15 protein-coding genes and 1 pseudogene are annotated in these 16,662 nt (G+C 59.9%); 7 read left to right on the top strand and 9 right to left on the bottom strand.

Annotated elements, in window-relative coordinates; translation table 11 throughout:
• Nucleotides 1-163: pseudogene (locus E0F99_RS23885) on the top strand (IS256 family transposase); the annotation flags it as partial.
• 254 nt (nucleotides 164-417) lie between these two features.
• On the opposite strand, the gene E0F99_RS23880 reads toward E0F99_RS23885, so the two are convergent.
• Together E0F99_RS23880 and E0F99_RS23875 are read right to left on the bottom strand one after the other, a co-directional pair.
• Nucleotides 418-1,431, bottom strand: coding sequence for a zinc-binding alcohol dehydrogenase family protein (locus E0F99_RS23880; RefSeq protein ID WP_083355426.1), 1,014 nt, complete (start codon nucleotides 1,429-1,431; stop codon nucleotides 418-420).
• A 25-nt stretch (nucleotides 1,432-1,456) separates the two neighbouring features.
• Nucleotides 1,457-1,750 carry a putative quinol monooxygenase gene (locus E0F99_RS23875; protein WP_083355425.1) on the bottom strand — a complete coding sequence of 98 codons (294 nt, stop codon included), beginning with the start codon at nucleotides 1,748-1,750 and terminating at the stop codon, nucleotides 1,457-1,459.
• 118 nt (nucleotides 1,751-1,868) lie between these two features.
• Here E0F99_RS23875 and E0F99_RS23870 point away from each other — a divergent pair, with 118 nt between their 5' ends.
• The 3 genes from E0F99_RS23870 to E0F99_RS23860 all read left to right on the top strand — a co-directional run bounded on the left by E0F99_RS23870 (nucleotide 1,869) and on the right by E0F99_RS23860 (nucleotide 5,094).
• Nucleotides 1,869-2,795, top strand: coding sequence for a LysR family transcriptional regulator (locus tag E0F99_RS23870; protein ID WP_083355424.1), 927 nt, complete (start codon nucleotides 1,869-1,871; stop codon nucleotides 2,793-2,795).
• Between the two features lie 136 nt (nucleotides 2,796-2,931).
• Entirely contained in the window at nucleotides 2,932-3,618 is a 687-nt protein-coding gene (locus tag E0F99_RS23865) for an ArsR/SmtB family transcription factor (RefSeq protein WP_083355423.1), read from the top strand.
• A gap of 105 nt (nucleotides 3,619-3,723) precedes the next feature.
• Nucleotides 3,724-5,094, top strand: coding sequence for an MFS transporter (locus E0F99_RS23860; RefSeq protein WP_130908956.1), 1,371 nt, complete (start codon nucleotides 3,724-3,726; stop codon nucleotides 5,092-5,094).
• Nucleotides 5,095-5,162: 68 nt separating this feature from the next.
• Here E0F99_RS23860 and E0F99_RS23855 read toward each other — a convergent pair whose 3' ends face one another.
• Entirely contained in the window at nucleotides 5,163-6,116 is a 954-nt protein-coding gene (locus E0F99_RS23855; protein WP_083355421.1) for an adenosine deaminase, read from the bottom strand.
• 193 nt (nucleotides 6,117-6,309) lie between these two features.
• Between E0F99_RS23855 and E0F99_RS23850 the strand changes: the two genes are divergently transcribed.
• Nucleotides 6,310-7,401 (top strand): calcium:cation antiporter, encoded by a 1,092-nt coding sequence (locus E0F99_RS23850; protein WP_083355420.1) that lies wholly within the window; start codon nucleotides 6,310-6,312, stop codon nucleotides 7,399-7,401.
• A gap of 48 nt (nucleotides 7,402-7,449) precedes the next feature.
• Here the strand turns inward: E0F99_RS23850 and E0F99_RS23845 are convergent, their stop codons facing one another.
• The 6 genes from E0F99_RS23845 to E0F99_RS23820 all read right to left on the bottom strand — a co-directional run bounded on the left by E0F99_RS23845 (nucleotide 7,450) and on the right by E0F99_RS23820 (nucleotide 13,440).
• A complete protein-coding gene (locus E0F99_RS23845; RefSeq protein WP_083355419.1) occupies nucleotides 7,450-8,808 on the bottom strand; it encodes an 8-oxoguanine deaminase in 1,359 nt (452 codons plus the stop codon).
• Nucleotides 8,809-8,953: 145 nt separating this feature from the next.
• Complete coding sequence (locus E0F99_RS23840) at nucleotides 8,954-9,640, bottom strand: SDR family oxidoreductase (RefSeq protein ID WP_083355418.1); 687 nt, start codon at nucleotides 9,638-9,640, stop codon at nucleotides 8,954-8,956.
• Between the two features lie 56 nt (nucleotides 9,641-9,696).
• Nucleotides 9,697-10,278, bottom strand: coding sequence for an IMPACT family protein (locus E0F99_RS23835; RefSeq protein WP_083355417.1), 582 nt, complete (start codon nucleotides 10,276-10,278; stop codon nucleotides 9,697-9,699).
• Between the two features lie 12 nt (nucleotides 10,279-10,290).
• Nucleotides 10,291-10,950 carry a TetR/AcrR family transcriptional regulator gene (locus E0F99_RS23830; protein ID WP_083355416.1) on the bottom strand — a complete coding sequence of 220 codons (660 nt, stop codon included), beginning with the start codon at nucleotides 10,948-10,950 and terminating at the stop codon, nucleotides 10,291-10,293.
• A gap of 87 nt (nucleotides 10,951-11,037) precedes the next feature.
• Nucleotides 11,038-12,432 (bottom strand): uracil-xanthine permease family protein, encoded by a 1,395-nt coding sequence (locus E0F99_RS23825; RefSeq protein ID WP_083355415.1) that lies wholly within the window; start codon nucleotides 12,430-12,432, stop codon nucleotides 11,038-11,040.
• Between the two features lie 87 nt (nucleotides 12,433-12,519).
• Nucleotides 12,520-13,440, bottom strand: coding sequence for a LysR family transcriptional regulator (locus E0F99_RS23820; RefSeq protein ID WP_083355414.1), 921 nt, complete (start codon nucleotides 13,438-13,440; stop codon nucleotides 12,520-12,522).
• A 125-nt stretch (nucleotides 13,441-13,565) separates the two neighbouring features.
• Here E0F99_RS23820 and aptA point away from each other — a divergent pair, with 125 nt between their 5' ends.
• Both aptA and E0F99_RS23810 read left to right on the top strand, forming a co-directional pair.
• Nucleotides 13,566-14,915 carry an omega-aminotransferase AptA gene (gene aptA, locus E0F99_RS23815; RefSeq protein WP_064450534.1) on the top strand — a complete coding sequence of 450 codons (1,350 nt, stop codon included), beginning with the start codon at nucleotides 13,566-13,568 and terminating at the stop codon, nucleotides 14,913-14,915.
• Nucleotides 14,916-14,954: 39 nt separating this feature from the next.
• Nucleotides 14,955-16,448 carry a CoA-acylating methylmalonate-semialdehyde dehydrogenase gene (locus E0F99_RS23810; protein ID WP_083355413.1) on the top strand — a complete coding sequence of 498 codons (1,494 nt, stop codon included), beginning with the start codon at nucleotides 14,955-14,957 and terminating at the stop codon, nucleotides 16,446-16,448.
• The last annotated feature ends 214 nt before the right edge of the window (nucleotides 16,449-16,662 follow it).

Genomic DNA, 16,662 nt, shown 5'->3' with positions numbered 1-16,662 from the left:
GACCCGAGGGCACTTCCCAACGGACGATGCTGCAACAAAATTAATCTGGTTGGGATTGCGAAATATCACTGCTAACTGGGGCAAACCGGCACATGACTGGAAGAGTGCGATGAACCAATTTGCGATTCTGTACGGAGATCGATTTATCAGGCCTACCTGGTAAAACTAAGGCCTGCCTGTCGGCAGGCCGTTACCGGCCCGCACACAAAAAATCTGACACTCTCGCCATTTGTTGCCGGGAGATTTTGCTAACGCTCTTATCAGGATCTTCATTGCTGACTTCCTCACGTAAAAGAATCGTGGCAAAGGCGGCCAATATAAACCCGAATGCGTTCACAAATATGACAAAGATCAACTCTCTGACTAATGGTGTCGTCCATTACTCACAGGAGTAAAGGACGACACTGACAGTCGTTTTCAGAACCCTTCTAAAACAATCTTGCCCTTGGCCTTGCCGCTTTCCAGCAGCGCGTGGGCACGGCGCAGGTTCTCGGCGTTAATTACACCGAAGTGCTCGCCTACCGTGGTTTTAAGCGTGCCGGCATCGATCAGTTCGGCCACACGGTTGAGCAGGTTGTGCTGCTCGATCATATCCGGCGTCTCGAACATCGAGCGCGTGTACATGAATTCCCAGTGCAACGACAGGCTCTTGCGCTTGAGCTTGCTGACGTCCAGCGCTTTGGGGTCATCGATCAGTGCCAGCTTGCCTTGCGGCTCCAGGGCTTCCACCAGTTGGTCCAGGTGGTGATCGGTCTGGGTCAAGCTGGCAACGTGAGTCACGTGTGAGTGGCCGGCGTTTTTCAGCGCTTCGCTCAGTGGTTGGCTGTGATCGATCACCAAGTCAGCACCGAGTGCCTTGGCCCACTCCTGGGTTTCCGGACGCGAGGCGGTGCCGATGACTTTCAGTGCGGTCAGTTGGCTGGCCAACTGGGTCAATATCGACCCCACACCCCCGGCGGCGCCGACGATCAGCAGGCTCTGGCCTTCATCCTCTTTACCTTCACGGACCTGCAGGCGCTCGAACAGCAGTTCCCAGGCGGTGATGGCGGTCAGCGGCAGCGCGGCAGCTTCGGCAAACCCCAGGCTCTTGGGCATGTGGCCGACGATGCGTTCATCTACGGTGTGCAGTTCGCTGTTGCCGCCCGGGCGTACCAGGGAACCGGCGTAGAACACTTTGTCGCCAGCCTTGAACAGTGTTACGTCGCTGCCGACGGCCTTGACCACACCGGCCACGTCCCAGCCCAGCACCTTGGCGGCGCCATTTTCCGGGGCGACGTTCTGGCGCACCTTGGTGTCCACCGGGTTGACCGAGATGGCTTTGACTTCCACCAGCAGTTCGCGCGGGCCGGCGACCGGTTCCGGCAGTTCGATGTCTTGCAGGGCTTTTACGTCAGTGATCGGCAGTGAATTGTAGTAGGCAATGGCTTTCATGAAGGCTCCGGAAAAAGGGCGGTAATCAGGCAAGAAATTTCAGGCGTTTGAGTTCGAAGTGTTCGATCACATCAGCGGCCTTGGCGCGGAAACGCTGGATATGCGCGCTCTTGTCGTGGTCGGCCAGCGCCGCGTCGTCGCTCCAGCGTTCGAGCATGTAGAAGGTCTCGGGGTGTTGCAGGTCCTGGTGCAGGTCGTACCGCTCGCAACCGGCTTCCAGGCGCGTCGGCTCCAGCAGGTCGCGCAGCAGGGCTTCGAGCGTGGCGTGTTGGCCGGGTTTGGCGATCAGCGTGGCGATGACGTTAAAGGCAGTGGGCATATTCAACTCCTGGCACGTGATTAACGGGATGGGCAGATAATTGGCTATTTCCCGTGCAGATAAAAGCCGCTAAAACAGCAGTCTGTTTCAATGGTTTTTTGATAATGGGCGGGAATACATGCTGCGTTTTGATGATTTGCAGTTGTTTGTGCGTGCGGCGGACTTGGGCAGTTTGTCCGCTGCCGCGCGGGTCATGGACCTGTCGCCAGCGGTGGCAAGCGCCGCGTTGAAGCGCATCGAACAGCAACTGGGTACACGTTTGCTGGCGCGTTCCACCCGCAGTTTGCGTCTGACTGCCGAAGGTGAAGGGTTCCTGGAATACGCGCGCGCGGCGCTGAGTTCGCTGGACGAAGGGCGACGCTTATTGGCCAGTAGCCAGGATCACGTCAGCGGTGTGCTGCAGTTGTCGGCGCCGTCGGACTTCGGCCGCAACCAGTTGTTGCCGTGGCTGGATGAGTTTCAACGAGAATACCCGCAATTGACCGTGCGCCTGCTGTTAGGCGACCGGATTGCCGACCTGTTTCGCCAGCCGGTGGACATCGCCCTGCGTTATGGCGAGCCCGAAGACTCCAGCTTGATCGCGCTGCCCATCGCCCCGGACAATATCCGCGTGCTGTGCGCCGCGCCCAGCTACCTCGCGCGGCATGGCGAGCCGCGCCACCTGGAGCAACTGGCCCAACACAATTGCCTGCTGTACATGCTCGGCAGCCGCGTGCATGACCATTGGAGTTTTCACGACGCCAAGCGCGAGGTCAGCCTGACGGTGAGCGGCGACCGCTTCAGTGACGACGCCGATGTGGTTCGTCGCTGGGCCGTGGCGGGTGTCGGCATCGCCTACAAGTCCTGGCTGGATGTGAGCGGCGACGTGTTGGCCGGGCGCTTGCGAGTGATCCTGCCGGAGCTGCGCGGCGAGCGTACGCCGCTCAATCTGCTGTGCGCCCACCGTGCGCAGTTGAGCAAACCTATCAACCTGTTGCGCGAAATGCTCGTGGCCCGTTGTGCGACGCTGACGGCGCAATCGCCGGAGCGATTGAACGCTGGGTAATAGCCTCCGCCAATGCAGGAAATTTCACTCAGATCCTGTCCCTATCCGCGCTGTCAGACGCCGCGGAACGGGCGGTTTGCGCCCCTATACTTTGGTTCCAACCGCAGCAGACAAATGATTAACAAGGAGTGAATACATGGAAGCAGCACCTTGCATCAGTCACATCGCCAGCTTGCTCTGCGAGCCTAAACGCACCGCCATGCTCTGGGCCTTGATGGATGGGTCGGCCAAGTCCTCAGAGGAATTGGCGACGCTCGCTGGGCTGTCACCGGCATCGGCCATCGCGCATTTGTCGCGGCTCACCGGGGGCGGTTTGCTGCGGGTCGATACCCGGCGTGGCAAGCGGCTGTTTCGCGTGGCGGCCGCCGATGTCAGTGCGGCCATCGACGCCTTAGCCAGCACCACCATGGCCAGTGCCGCGCGCAGCACTCCGGATGTTTTACCGCCGGCTTTGCTGGCACCCGCGTCACTGCGCCACGCGCGGTTATGCCACGGCCACCTGGGCGGCGAGTTGGCGGCGGGGATTTATCTGCGAATGCTGGAGGCCGGCTGGATCGACCGTCATGAGCAGCGTACCGATGTCACCCTCGCGGGGATGCGGCACTTGGCGCAATTGGGCATTTTTACCCAGGCGTTGGCCGCGCCCTTGGCTTGCGACTGTTTTGACTGGAGCCAGCAGCAACCGCATTTGGGGGGAGCATTGGGCGCGGGGCTGCTGCAACTGTTTTTGCAGTCCGGCTGGATCAGCGCGGTCAACGCGTCCCACGCGTTGTTGGTCACCGACATTGGGCGGCTGGAAATCAACCGGCTGGCCGCGTTGTAGGCGCGCAATGGTCGTTCAGAGTTTCAGTCAGGTCGCATCCAGCAATTAGCGGTGTAAATGATGCCGCACACTCGCCGAGGGGTTTTTTCATACAGGGGGTGCAGCATGGGTATGCAAGGTTATAGCGCAGCACAGCGGCTGGAACGGTTGCCCATCAGCGGCTACCACCGAATCATCTTCATCATCATCGCCCTGGCGTTTTTCTTCGACTCCATGGACCTGGCGATGATGACGTTTCTCTTGGGCTCGATCAAAACCGAGTTTGGCCTGAGCACGGCCCAGGCCGGGTTGCTGGCCAGTTCGAGTTTTTTTGGCATGGTGATCGGTGCCTCTTTATCCGGGATGTTGGCAGATCGCTTCGGACGCAAGCCGGTGTTCCAGTGGAGCATCGTGTTGTGGGGCGTCGCCAGTTACCTGTGTTCCACCGCGCAGACGGTGGAGACATTGACGCTGTTTCGCATCCTGCTGGGCATTGGCATGGGCATGGAGTTCCCGATTGCGCAGTCGATGCTCTCGGAGCTGATCCCAGCCAAGAGGCGCGGGCGCTATATCGCCTTGATGGATGGCTTCTGGCCGCTCGGTTTTGTGGCGGCGGGCGTGCTGTCTTATTTTCTGCTGCCGGTGATTGGCTGGCGCGACATCTTTTTGGTGCTGGCGGTGCCTGCGGTGTTTGTATTGGCGATTCGGTTTTTTATCCCGGAGTCGCCGCGCTGGCTTGAGCAGGCCGGCCGGCATGCGGCGGCGGATAAGGTGTTGCTGGGCATTGAGCAAAAAGTGCGCAATTCGCTGGGGCGCGCCGACTTGCCGGAACCGATTGCCTTGCCACGGGTTGAGAGCGTGCCGGGGACGTTTTTCTCGGCGTTTCAACAACTGTGGTCGGCGCAGTATCGCCAACGCACGATGATGATCTGGAGCGTGTGGTTCTTTGCCTTGCTGGGCTTTTATGGGCTGACGTCCTGGCTGAGCGCATTGTTGCAGCAGTCGGGTTTTGCCGTGACCCAATCGGTGTACTACACGGTGATCATTTCCCTGGGTGGGATTCCCGGGTTCTTGATGGCGGCCTGGCTGGTGGAGCGCTGGGGGCGTAAGCCGGTGTGCGTGGTGACGTTGCTGGGCGGCGGGGTGATGGCATTTCTGTATGGGCAGAGCGCGGTGTTTGGCGGCAACGTGGGGCTGCTGCTTACCTCGGGGCTGTTGATGCAGTTCTTTCTGTTTGGCATGTGGGCGGTGCTCTACACCTACACGCCGGAGCTGTATCCCACTTCGGCGCGGGCCACTGGTTCCGGGTTTGCCTCGGCAATTGGCCGGGTTGGGTCATTGCTGGGACCATTGGTGACCGGGCTGGTGTTTCCGATCACCGGGGAGGGCGGGGTGTTTGCCTTGGGCGCGCTGTGTTTTGCGGTGGCGGCGCTGGTGGTGTGGGTCTTTGGGATGGAGACGAAGGGTAAGACGCTGGAAGAACTGGCCGAGGCTTAGAGGGCGACATAGAACAAGTGTGGGAGCAGGCAAGCCAGCTCCCACATTGTTAACCGGCGTTTATCCAGTTATGGCTTTACCAACCGCGCATCCAGGCTGTTCTGTGCCAGGCGTTTGGCCTGGTCCTGGGTCATGCCCAACGAGGTGTGCAGCGCGTGGAAGTTCTCGGTGACATAACCGCCGAAGTACGCCGGATCATCCGAGTTTACCGTCACTTTTACGCCACGTTCGAGCATGTCGAGGATGTTGTGTTGAGCCATGTCGTCGAACACACACAGCTTGGTGTTGGACAGCGGGCACACGGTCAGCGGGATTTGCTCGTCGATGATGCGTTGCATCAAACGCTCGTCTTCGATGGCGCGCACGCCATGGTCAATGCGCTGGATTTTCAGCAGGTCGATGGCTTCCCAGATGTACTCGGGCGGGCCTTCTTCGCCGGCGTGGGCCACGGTGAGGAAGCCTTCGTGACGCGCACGGTCGAACACCCGCTGGAACTTGCTCGGCGGGTGGCCCATTTCCGAACTGTCCAGGCCCACGGCCACAAACGCATCACGGAACGGCAGCGCCTGGTCGAGTGTCTTCTCGGCTTCGGCTTCGCTCAGGTGGCGCAGGAAGCTCAAGATCAAACCGCTGGTGATGCCCAGTTGCTGCTCGCCATCTTTTAGTGCAGCGGCGATACCGTTAAGCACCACTTCGAACGGCACGCCACGGTCGGTATGGGTTTGCGGGTCGAAGAAGGGTTCGGTGTGGATCACGTTCTGTTCTTTGCAGCGCAGCAAGTAGGCCCAGGTCAGGTCATAGAAATCCTGGGAGGTGCGCAGCACATCGGCGCCCTTGTAATACAGGTCGAGAAATTCTTGCAGGTTGTTGAAGGCGTAAGCCTTGCGCAGGGTTTCGACGTCGTTCCACGGCAGCGCGATCTTGTTGCGTTCGGCCAGGGCGAACAGCAACTCAGGCTCCAGCGAGCCTTCCAGGTGCAGGTGCAATTCAGCCTTGGGCAGGGCGTTGAGCCAATCGTACATGTCTACATTCTCATCAGGTGCAATGGCGGCATTCTACAGGCCATCGCCGAAATAATCGGCAAAACCTGACCAGCAGGAGAGTATTGGTTTTGTTCACGCAAGCAGCGCGTGAACTAAGGTGTAACGAAACGTTAGCGGCGTGGCGCAGTCTGTACCCCATCAATGAATGATTAGCCGTATGAAAAGGCCCGGAATGCTCACATCCCTCAAGCAAGAAAAATACATGTTGCTGGCGCTGATCGCCGCCATCGCCGCTTACCCGTTGGAGCACTGGATGCTGCACAGCGGCCAAATGATGGCGCTGCTGGCCGGTGTTGTGCTGATCGGCTTTATCGTCGTGGCCTCAATGCGTGTGGCCCATCACGCCGAGCAGCTCGCGGAAAAAGTCGGCGACCCCTATGGCACCATGATCCTGACCCTCGCCGCCGTGCTGGTGGAAGTGGTGATCCTGGCGATCATGATGAGCAACGAGCCGTCGCCGACCCTGGTACGTGACACGATTTACTCGGCGGTAATGCTCGACATCAACGGCATCCTCGGCCTGGCCGCACTGATGGGCGGCATCAAACATGGTGAGCAGTCCTACAACGACGATTCGGCCCGCACCTACAGCGTGATGATCCTCACGGCGATGGGCGTGTCGATGGTGGTGCCGGAATTTATCCCGCAGGCAGACTGGAAAATTTACTCAGCTTTCACCATCGGCGCGATGGTGGTGCTCTATACCCTGTTCCTGCGCATGCAGGTGGGGCCGCACAGTTATTTTTTCAGCTACAGCTACCCGGAAAAACGCCGCAATAAACAGCCGCAAGAGCAGCAGGAACCGCCGATCAGCCTGGCGTTCTCCATCGGTACGTTGGTGTTTGGCGTCATCGTGATTGGCGCACTGGCCGAGGTGATGTCCAAGACCCTCGACCTGGGTCTGGAAGGCACAGGGGCGCCGCCGGTGATCACGGCGATTGTGGTCGCGGCCATTTCGGCGGCGCCGGAAATTCTGACGGCTTTGCGCGCAGCTTTGGCCAACCGCATGCAGTCGGTGGTGAACATCGCACTGGGCGCGTCATTGTCGACGGTGATTCTGACCGTGCCGGTGATGGAAGCCATGGCGCTCTACACCGGCCAACCGTTCCAGATGGCGATGACACCGGTGCAGACCGTGATGGTGCTTATCACGCTGATCGTCAGCGCGATCAACCTCAACGATGGCGAAACCAACGCCATCGAAGGGATGACCCATTTTGTGTTGTTTGCGACGTTTATCATGCTGTCGCTGCTGGGGGTGTAACCGGTTGTTCAGAGCACCCTGGAAACGACTGTGGGAGTCCTTCTTCAGTTACGCCCGGTTGATCAACTCCCGCGCTGCCTGGGTGTGATCGGCGATCAAGCCTTTCAAATCCAGGCCTTCGACCTGGCCGTCAATCACGCGCCACTTCCCGCCGATCATCACCCGATCCGCACGGTCGGCGCCGCACAGCAGCAGCGCCGAAATCGGATCGTGGCTGCCGGAGAAACGCAGTTCATCGAGCTTGAACAGTGCCAGATCGGCCTGTTTGCCGACGGCCAACTCACCGATATCCGTACGGCCCAGCAGTTGCGCTGAACCTCTGGTGGCCCAACCCAATACACCCTCGGGTGTGATCTTCTCGGCACCGTAACGCAGACGCTGGATATACAAGGCCTGGCGGGCTTCAAGGATCATGTTCGACGCATCGTTGGAGGCGGAGCCGTCCACGCCGAGGCCAAGCGGCGCACCGGCTGCGAGCAGGTCCAACGTCGGGCAGATACCGGAAGCCAAGCGCATGTTCGAGCTTGGGCAATGGCAAATACCGGTTCCCGCAGCGCCGAGACGCGCCATTTCATCCGGGTTGAAGTGAATGCCATGGGCCAGCCAAGTGCGCGGGCCGAGCCAGCCGACGCTGTCGAGGTAGTCGACGGTGCGCAGGCCGAAGCGCTGCAAGCAGAAGTCTTCCTCGTCGAGGGTTTCTGCCAGGTGAGTGTGCAGGCGCACGTCGAGGTTGTTGGCCAGTTCGGCGCTGGCCTCCATGATTTCCGGTGTGACCGAAAACGGCGAGCAGGGCGCCAAGGCAATCTGGATCTGCGCGCCGTCGCCACGCTGGTGGTATTCGCGGATCAAGCGTTGGCTGTCTTCGAGGATCACTTGGCCTTGTTGCACGGTCTGTTGCGGCGGTAGGCCGCCATCGGCTTCGCCTAGGCTCATGGAACCGCGGGTGAGCATGGCGCGCATGCCCAGTTCGCGTACGCTTTCGACTTGTACGTCGATGGCATTTTCCAGCCCATCGGGGAACAGGTAGTGATGATCCGCTGCGGTGGTGCAGCCCGAGAGCAGCAATTCAGCCAACGCGACCTTGGACGCCAGCGCGAGCTTTTCCGGGGTCAGCCGAGCCCACACCGGGTACAGGGTTTTCAACCAGGGAAACAATGGCTGATTCACCACCGGCGCCCAGGCGCGGGTCAGGGTTTGGTAGAAGTGGTGGTGAGTGTTGATCAGCCCCGGCAGGACCACATGTTCGCGAGCGTCGAACACTTGTCCGCAAGGCACGGCGGGCTCTTTTCCCCAGCCGAGCACTTCGGTGATCACGCCGTCTTGCAGCACCAGGCCACCACGGGCGTCGAGGCCATTGGCAGTGAAAATCGCGAGGGGGTTTTTTAACCAGATACGGGTCGCAGGCATTGGCCGGCTCCTCTGAATGATGGGTTCAGGTTTGCCAGCTCAGTGTTGCCCTGTCTGCTGATCCAGGGTCGCGGGTAAACGCGAGGGGGCAGTTTACGCGTGGAGGGTTATCGACGGCAATCGGTCGATAACCCTGCGTTTGCGCTTACCAGGCGATAGTGTCGCCTTTGTAGTCGATAAAGTGATGGCCGCCCTTGCCAGTGTAGGCGTTCACTTGATCCACCAGGCCGCGAACGCTGGTATCGACATCGATTTGCGCGTTTTCGCCGCCCATATCGGTCTTCACCCAGCCCGGGTGCAGTGACAGCACCGTGAGCGTGTGGTCGCCGAGTTGGGTGACGAAGCTGTTGGTCATGGAGTTGAGTGCAGCTTTGCTGGCCTTGTACAACGCTAGGTCTGAACCGTCGGAAATGGTCACGCTACCGAGTACCGAACTCATGAAGGCCAGTACACCGCTGCCTTCGCGGATCTGCCCGACGAAACGCTGGGCCAGGTTGATCGGCGCCACGGCGTTGGTGAAAAACAGCTGGCCGACTTGCGCCAGGGTGGCGTGGCCAGGCTCTTGATTGGCCGGGCCTTTGACGCCAGCGTTGACGAACAGCAAGTCAAAGGTACGGTCCTTGAGGCGCTGGCTCAGGGCGATCACGGCTTGCTGATCGTCTATGTCGAGCTTCTCGATGTGTACCGAGCCTACGGCTTTCAGGGCATCGGCCTTGCTCGGGTCGCGCACGGTGGCGGTCACATCCCAGCCGTTCTGGAGCAATTGCTTGACCAGGCCAAGGCCCAGCCCGCGCGAGGCGCCGATGATCAGTGCAGTTTTTTGCGTAGACATGCAGGGCTTCCTTTGACGTCGCGGTTCAGGGCGTTGAGCGAACAACATTAGCAGCTTCAGCGCTCCAGCAGGATGCGCCCACGGCTCAAGTCGGCGAGTTGGGTTTGCAGGGTGTCGATGTGTGCCTCGCCCAGTGCCAGTTGCAGTTCCACACCATTGGCGGTGAAAGTCTCCTCCACCACCAAACCGCCGAGTTCGGCGACGCGCAGCTTTACCAGGTTCAACTCGGAAAATCCGCAGGCGCAACTCAGCGGCACGCGGCTGATCAGTTCGATGCGTTCGGCATTCTGCAGGCATTTATTCGCGCCGCCGCCGTACGCCCGGGCCAGCCCACCGGTGCCCAGTTGAATGCCGCCGTACCAGCGAATCACCAGCACGGCGACTTGGTCAAACCCTTGGGCTTCGATCGCCGCCAGGATCGGCCGCCCAGCCGTGCCACCGGGTTCGCCGTCGTCGTTGCTGCGGTACTGGTCGGCCAGTTTCCAAGCCCAGCAGTTGTGCGTGGCGTTGTGGTCGCTGTATAGCTCGAAAAACGCTTGGGCGTCCTGCGGGCTGGTGATGGGCGCCGCCAAGGTGATGAAGCGGCTTTTGCGTATTTCTTCACGAAATTCGCAAAGGCCTGTAAGCGTAAAAGACATAACTCGCTTCGTTTAGAGGGCCTGCTTGATGCCACAGCCTTTGAGAATGATATGGATCAGGTTGGTGCCGGCGTCTTCCATGTCTTGTTTGGTCAGCTTGGTGCGACCGGTGACGCGGCAGATCTGGGTGGCGAAGTCGGCGTAGTGCTGGGTGCTGCCCCACAGCAGGAAGATCAGGTGCACGGGGTCGATGGGGTCCATTTTGCCGGCGTCGATCCAAGCGTGGAACACCGCTGCGCGGCCACTGAACCACGCGCGGTAATCCTGGCTGAAATATTCGGTGAGGCATTCGCCGCCACTGATGATCTCCATGGCGAAGATTCGCGAGGCCTGCGGGTGGCGCCGGGAAAACTCCATTTTGGTGCGGATGTAGCGAGTGAGCGCCACGGCCGGGTCGTCCTCGGCGGTCAGCGCGTTGAAAGTGCTGTCCCACAGTTCGAGAATATTGCTCAGCACCGCGATGTACAGGCCGAGCTTGTTGGTGAAGTAGTAATGCAAGTTGGCCTTGGGCAGCCCGGCACTCGAGGCAATGGTGTTCATGCTGGTGCCTTTGTAGCCATGGCGCGCGAATTCATCTTCAGCAGCCTGGAGAATGGCTTGTTCATTCTTTTGCCGAATGCGGCTGGCAGGTTTACCGGCGTGGTTGCTGTGGGCAGGAACTTCGAGGCTCATGGAGGTTTCCGTGCTGATCGATAGAGACGATGTGTGCACAGATAACCCACCCTCAAGCCTCAGACAAGTCCCGATGCAATAAAACCGTCAAAGCGATTCCAGCGTGTCGCTTTCCGGCACGTGGTTTGCGGCAGCGCAGGTCGCTCTGGCTTCCGGCAATAACAAGCACAATACGATGGCGGTCAGGCCGCCGCTGGTGATGGCGGAATCGAACAGGTTTTGCACCAAGGCCGGCATCAAGTGCAACAAGCCCGGTTGGGCGGCAATGCCCAGGCCTACGCCGAACGAGGTGGCGATGATCAGCATGCTGCGCCGGTCCAGCGGTGCCTGGGCGAGGATGCGCACACCGGCCGCAGCCACACTGCCGAACATCACCAAGGTGGCGCCGCCCAATACCGGCTTGGGGATTTGCTGCAGCACCGCGCCGATCAGCGGAAACAAGCCGAGACAGAACAGCAATACGCCGATGTATAAGCCGACGTAACGACTGGCCACGCCGGTGAGTTGGATCACGCCGTTATTCTGCGCGAAGGTGGTGTTGGGAAAGGCGCTGAATGTGGCGGCGATCATGCAACTCACGCCGTCGCCCAATACGCCGCCTTTGAGTCGGCTTATATAGGAGGGACCGCTGATGGGCTGGCGGGCGATCATGCAATTGGCGGTGAGGTCGCCGACGGTTTCGATGCTGCTGATCAGATAAATCAGTGCGATCGGTAGGAAGGCGCTCCAGTCGAAGTTGAAACCGAAGCGAAATGGGATTGGCATGCTGATCAAAGGCAAGTCGGGGAGGGCTTGTGGCACCAGTTTGCCGCTCAACCACGCGGCCAGGCTGCCGAGGGCCAGGCCGATGATGATCGCCGAGAGGCGTACCCACGGGGTGTTCGAGCGGTTGAGCACAATGATGGTCAGCACCACGAACACGCCCAGCGCCAGATTGATGGGCGCGCCGAAGTCCGGCGCGTTAAACCCGCCGCCCAGGTCGGTGATGCCGACTTTGATCAGGCTGATACCGATCAGCGTGATCACAATCCCGGTGACTAAGGGCGTGATCACGCGACGCAGTTGGCCGATAAGGCGGCTCAACACGATCTGCACCGCTGCGCCGAAAAAACACACGCCAACGATCATCGCCATGATGTCTTCCGGGCTGCCGCCGCGTTGTTTCACCAGAAAACCCGCCGACAATATCGCGCCGAGAAACGCAAAGCTCGTGCCTTGCAGGCAGATCATTCCGGCGCCGATGCCAAATGGCCTGCGTGCCTGTATGAACGTGCCGACGCCGGAGACCATCAACGCCATGCTGATCAAGTAGGGCAAATGGGCGGTGAGGCCCAGGGTGGAGCCGATGATCAGTGGCGGGGTGATGATCCCGACGAAAGCGGCCAGCACATGTTGCAGCGCTGCCAGTAGGGCGGGCAGCGGTTTTGGCCGGTCATCGAGGCCGTAGATCAGGTCACTGGAGCTGGAGGATTCTGGTGGCATGGTGGGCAAACTCAAGGAGGACGGTTCAAGGTCCTGCTGCCTTGCAAAAAGCTGTCCAGTTGCTCAGCTTTTGGCGAGAGGCCCGAGTTAGCGCGTTGCCGCCAGACTCTCGAGAAAACTTTCCAGCACCAAATGAGGGCGACGGCCCTTGCGCGTGACCGATGCGAGGCTTAAATCGTAAAAGCGTGTAGTCGGTTTCAGCGCGCGCAGTCGGCCTTGTTGCACCCACAGGCTGGCATAGTGATCGGGCAGGTAGCCGATATAGCGGCCGGTGAGGATCAGGAACGCCATGCCTTCGCGATCCGAGGCGCTGGCGGTGCAGGTGAGTGCCTGGTAATGCGCCTGGATGTCGGCGGGCAGGCGGAAAGTGGGGGCGATGGCGTCCTGGGTGTCGATGCGTGCATCGTCGAGCTGCTTGTCGTCGGCATAAAACAGCGGGTGGCCAACCGCGCAATAGAGCAGCGAACGTTCGCTGTACAGCGGTTGGTATTCCAGGCCTGACAAGGCGCTGGCCTGGGGCACCACGCCGACATGCAGGCGGCCGTCGAGTACGCCTTGCTCCACTTCGTTGGGGGCGATCATGCGGATCTGGATTTGCACGTCCGGGCCGCGCTCCTTCAACTGTGCCAGGGCGTGGGTGATGCGCATGTGGGGCAGGGTGACGAGGTTGTCGGTGAGGCCGATGATCAACTCGCCGCGCAAATGCTGGTGCAGGCCGTTGACCTCTGTGCGAAAGCTTTCCAGGGCACTTAATAGTTGCAGAGCCGATTGATAGACCTCGCGGCCCTCTTCGGTCAGGGAGAAGCCGGCGCGCCCGCGTTGGCACAGGCGTAAGCCCAGGCGTTGTTCGAGGTCGCTCATCTGCTGACTGATGGCCGAGCGGCCGATGCCGAGCACGGTTTCTGCCGCCGAGAAGCCGCCGCACTCCACCACGCTGCGAAAGATGCGCAGCAGACGGATATCGAAGTCGCTGACTTGGGCCAGTGGGTCGGGTCGACGGCTGCTCATAGTTTAGTCAAGGCCTGACTGAAGGTTAGAAGAGTTGGGTTTCATCGACTTTATCCTCGTGGCAACTTAGCTGCAACAACGCTTTTCAATCCCGACGCTGCCTTTTGCCCTGCGAGGTTTTGCTGATGAACATGCCCGAAAACGCCCCTTCGTCCCTGGCCAGCCAACTGAAGTTGGATGCGCACTGGATGCCCTACACCGCCAACCGTAACTTCCAACGTGACCCGCGCCTGATCGTGGCCGCTGAAGGCAGTTGGTTGACCGATGACAAGGGCCGCAAGGTGTACGACTCGTTGTCGGGCCTGTGGACCTGCGGCGCCGGGCACACACGCAAAGAAATCCAGGAAGCGGTCTCCAAGCAACTGGGCACCCTGGACTACTCCCCGGGCTTCCAATACGGTCATCCGTTGTCGTTCCAGCTGGCGGAAAAGATTACTGACCTGACTCCAGGCAATCTGAACCATGTGTTTTTTACTGACTCCGGCTCTGAGTGCGCCGATACCGCAGTGAAGATGGTGCGTGCCTACTGGCGCCTGAAGGGGCAAGCCACCAAGACCAAAATGATCGGCCGCGCCCGTGGTTACCACGGTGTGAACATCGCTGGCACCAGTTTGGGTGGCGTTAACGGTAACCGTAAGCTGTTTGGTCAGGGCTTGATGGATGTTGACCACCTGCCGCACACCTTGTTGGCGAGCAATGCGTTCTCCCGTGGTATGCCGGAGCTGGGCGGTATCGCCTTGGCCGATGAGCTGCTCAAGCTGATCGAGTTGCACGACGCCTCGAACATCGCCGCGGTGTTTGTCGAACCGATGGCCGGTTCCGCTGGCGTGTTGGTACCGCCACAGGGATACCTCAAGCGTCTGCGTGAGATCTGCGATCAGCACAACATCCTGCTGGTGTTCGACGAAGTGATCACCGGTTTCGGCCGCACCGGCTCGATGTTCGGCGCCGACAGCTTTGGCGTAACCCCGGACCTGATGTGCATTGCCAAGCAAGTCACCAACGGCGCGATCCCGATGGGCGCGGTGATTGCCAGCAGCGAGATCTATCAGACCTTCATGAACCAGGCGACGCCAGAATACGCAGTGGAGTTCCCCCACGGCTACACCTACTCGGCGCACCCGGTCGCTTGTGCTGCAGGCCTTGCGGCATTGGACTTGTTGCAGAAAGAAAACCTGGTGCAGAGCGTCGCCGAAGTCGCCCCGCACTTTGAGAATGCGCTGCACGGCTTGAAAGGCAGCAAGAATGTGATCGATATTCGTAACTACGGCTTGGCCGGTGCGATCCAGATTGCCCCGCGTGACGGTGATGCCATCGTGCGTCCATTCGAGGCCGGCATGGCCTTGTGGAAAGCCGGCTTCTACGTGCGCTTTGGCGGCGACACCCTGCAGTTCGGGCCAACCTTCAACAGCAAGCCGCAGGACCTGGATCGTCTGTTTGACGCGGTCGGCGAAGTGCTGAACAAGATCGACTGATTTCTCCTTCTATATAGAACAACTTTTCAGGAGCCCTGCATGAGCCTTATCCAGCATTTGATCGATGGCCAGTTGGTCAGTGAGTCCGGCCGCACTGCCGACGTGTACAACCCGTCCACCGGCCAGGTGATTCACCAGGTGCCATTGGCTAGTCGTGAAACCATTCAACGCGCAATCGACTCGGCCAAGGCGGCGTTCCCCGCCTGGCGTAATACGCCGGCGGCCAAGCGTGCCCAGGTGATGTTTCGTTTCAAGCAATTGCTGGAGCAGAACGAAGCGCGTATCTCGCAGTTGATCAGCGAAGAGCATGGTAAGACGTTGGAAGACGCTGCGGGCGAATTGAAGCGCGGGATCGAGAACGTCGAGTACGCGTGTTCGGCACCGGAGATTCTCAAGGGCGAGTACAGTCGTAACGTGGGGCCGAATATTGATGCGTGGTCCGACTTCCAGCCGCTGGGCGTGGTGGCGGGTATTACCCCGTTCAACTTCCCGGCCATGGTGCCGTTGTGGATGTACCCGCTGGCGATTGTTTGCGGTAACTGCTTCATCCTGAAACCTTCGGAGCGTGATCCGAGTTCCACACTGCTCATCGCGCAGTTACTGCAAGACGCCGGTCTGCCTAAAGGCGTGCTGAGCGTGGTGCACGGTGACAAGGGCGCGGTGGATGCGCTGATCGAAGCGCCGGAAGTCAAAGCGCTGAGCTTTGTGGGCTCGACGCCGATTGCCGAATACATCTATTCCGAAGCGACCAAGCGCGGTAAACGTGTGCAGGCACTGGGTGGGGCGAAGAATCACGCGGTGCTGATGCCGGATGCGGACCTCGATAACGCCGTGAGTGCGTTGATGGGCGCGGCCTATGGCTCGTGCGGTGAGCGTTGCATGGCGATCTCGGTAGCGGTGTGCGTGGGTGACCAGGTGGCGGATGCGTTGATCGCCAAGCTGGTGCCGCAGGTTAAGGCGCTGAAGATCGGCGCGGGTACTTCCTGTGGCCTGGACATGGGGCCGTTGGTGACTGGCCAGGCGCGGGATAAGGTCAGTGGCTATATAGAAGACGGTGTGGCGTCAGGCGCTGAGCTGGTGGTGGATGGTCGCGGGTTGAGTATTGCGGGCCATGAAGAAGGTTTCTTCCTGGGCGGCAGCCTGTTCGATCGTGTGACCCCTGAGATGCGTATCTATAAAGAAGAGATATTCGGGCCGGTGCTGTGTGTGGTGCGAGTGAGCAGCCTGGAAGAAGCGATGCAGCTGATCAATGATCACGAATACGGTAACGGTACGTGCATCTTTACCCGTGACGGGGAGGCGGCGCGTCTGTTCTGTGATGAGATTGAAGTGGGTATGGTCGGGGTCAACGTTCCGTTGCCGGTGCCGGTGGCCTATCACAGCTTCGGCGGCTGGAAGCGTTCGCTGTTTGGCGACTTGCATGCCTATGGGCCGGATGGGGTGCGTTTCTATACCCGTCGCAAGGCGATCACCCAGCGTTGGCCGCAGCGGGCCAGCCATGAAGCATCGCAGTTCGCCTTTCCTAGTTTGTAAGGTGGGCTGAAAGCCGGCCCTTCGGGGCTGGCTTTTGCGATTTTGGGGTGTTTTTGACCTATATGACAGAAATGTGAAAAAAAGGGGTTGACGGCAGATTCTGGAAGTCTATAATTCGCCCCACTTCCGGCGCAGTCGAAACGGAAAACTCCTTGGTAAACAAGGAGTTACGCAAGATTCGACAGCGAGTTGCTTCAGTTCATCGAAGCCCAGA

Origin of the sequence: Pseudomonas antarctica (assembly GCF_900624995.1) — a bacterium.
Taxonomy (GTDB): Bacteria; Pseudomonadota; Gammaproteobacteria; order Pseudomonadales; family Pseudomonadaceae; genus Aquipseudomonas; species Aquipseudomonas antarctica.
This window is presented reverse-complemented; position numbering and strand designations above follow the sequence as displayed.

What these genes read in the sequence shown, in the direction of transcription:
- E0F99_RS23880 (WP_083355426.1), bottom strand. Translation starts at nt 1,431, where the DNA reads ATGAAAGCCATTGCCTACTACAATTCACTGCCGATCACTGACGTAAAA.
- E0F99_RS23875 (WP_083355425.1), bottom strand. Translation starts at nt 1,750, where the DNA reads ATGCCCACTGCCTTTAACGTCATCGCCACGCTGATCGCCAAACCCGGC.
- E0F99_RS23870 (WP_083355424.1), top strand. Translation starts at nt 1,869, where the DNA reads ATGCTGCGTTTTGATGATTTGCAGTTGTTTGTGCGTGCGGCGGACTTG.
- E0F99_RS23865 (WP_083355423.1), top strand. Translation starts at nt 2,932, where the DNA reads ATGGAAGCAGCACCTTGCATCAGTCACATCGCCAGCTTGCTCTGCGAG.
- E0F99_RS23860 (WP_130908956.1), top strand. Translation starts at nt 3,724, where the DNA reads ATGGGTATGCAAGGTTATAGCGCAGCACAGCGGCTGGAACGGTTGCCC.
- E0F99_RS23855 (WP_083355421.1), bottom strand. Translation starts at nt 6,116, where the DNA reads ATGTACGATTGGCTCAACGCCCTGCCCAAGGCTGAATTGCACCTGCAC.
- E0F99_RS23850 (WP_083355420.1), top strand. Translation starts at nt 6,310, where the DNA reads ATGCTCACATCCCTCAAGCAAGAAAAATACATGTTGCTGGCGCTGATC.
- E0F99_RS23845 (WP_083355419.1), bottom strand. Translation starts at nt 8,808, where the DNA reads ATGCCTGCGACCCGTATCTGGTTAAAAAACCCCCTCGCGATTTTCACT.
- E0F99_RS23840 (WP_083355418.1), bottom strand. Translation starts at nt 9,640, where the DNA reads ATGTCTACGCAAAAAACTGCACTGATCATCGGCGCCTCGCGCGGGCTG.
- E0F99_RS23835 (WP_083355417.1), bottom strand. Translation starts at nt 10,278, where the DNA reads ATGTCTTTTACGCTTACAGGCCTTTGCGAATTTCGTGAAGAAATACGC.
- E0F99_RS23830 (WP_083355416.1), bottom strand. Translation starts at nt 10,950, where the DNA reads ATGAGCCTCGAAGTTCCTGCCCACAGCAACCACGCCGGTAAACCTGCC.
- E0F99_RS23825 (WP_083355415.1), bottom strand. Translation starts at nt 12,432, where the DNA reads ATGCCACCAGAATCCTCCAGCTCCAGTGACCTGATCTACGGCCTCGAT.
- E0F99_RS23820 (WP_083355414.1), bottom strand. Translation starts at nt 13,440, where the DNA reads ATGAGCAGCCGTCGACCCGACCCACTGGCCCAAGTCAGCGACTTCGAT.
- aptA (WP_064450534.1), top strand. Translation starts at nt 13,566, where the DNA reads ATGAACATGCCCGAAAACGCCCCTTCGTCCCTGGCCAGCCAACTGAAG.
- E0F99_RS23810 (WP_083355413.1), top strand. Translation starts at nt 14,955, where the DNA reads ATGAGCCTTATCCAGCATTTGATCGATGGCCAGTTGGTCAGTGAGTCC.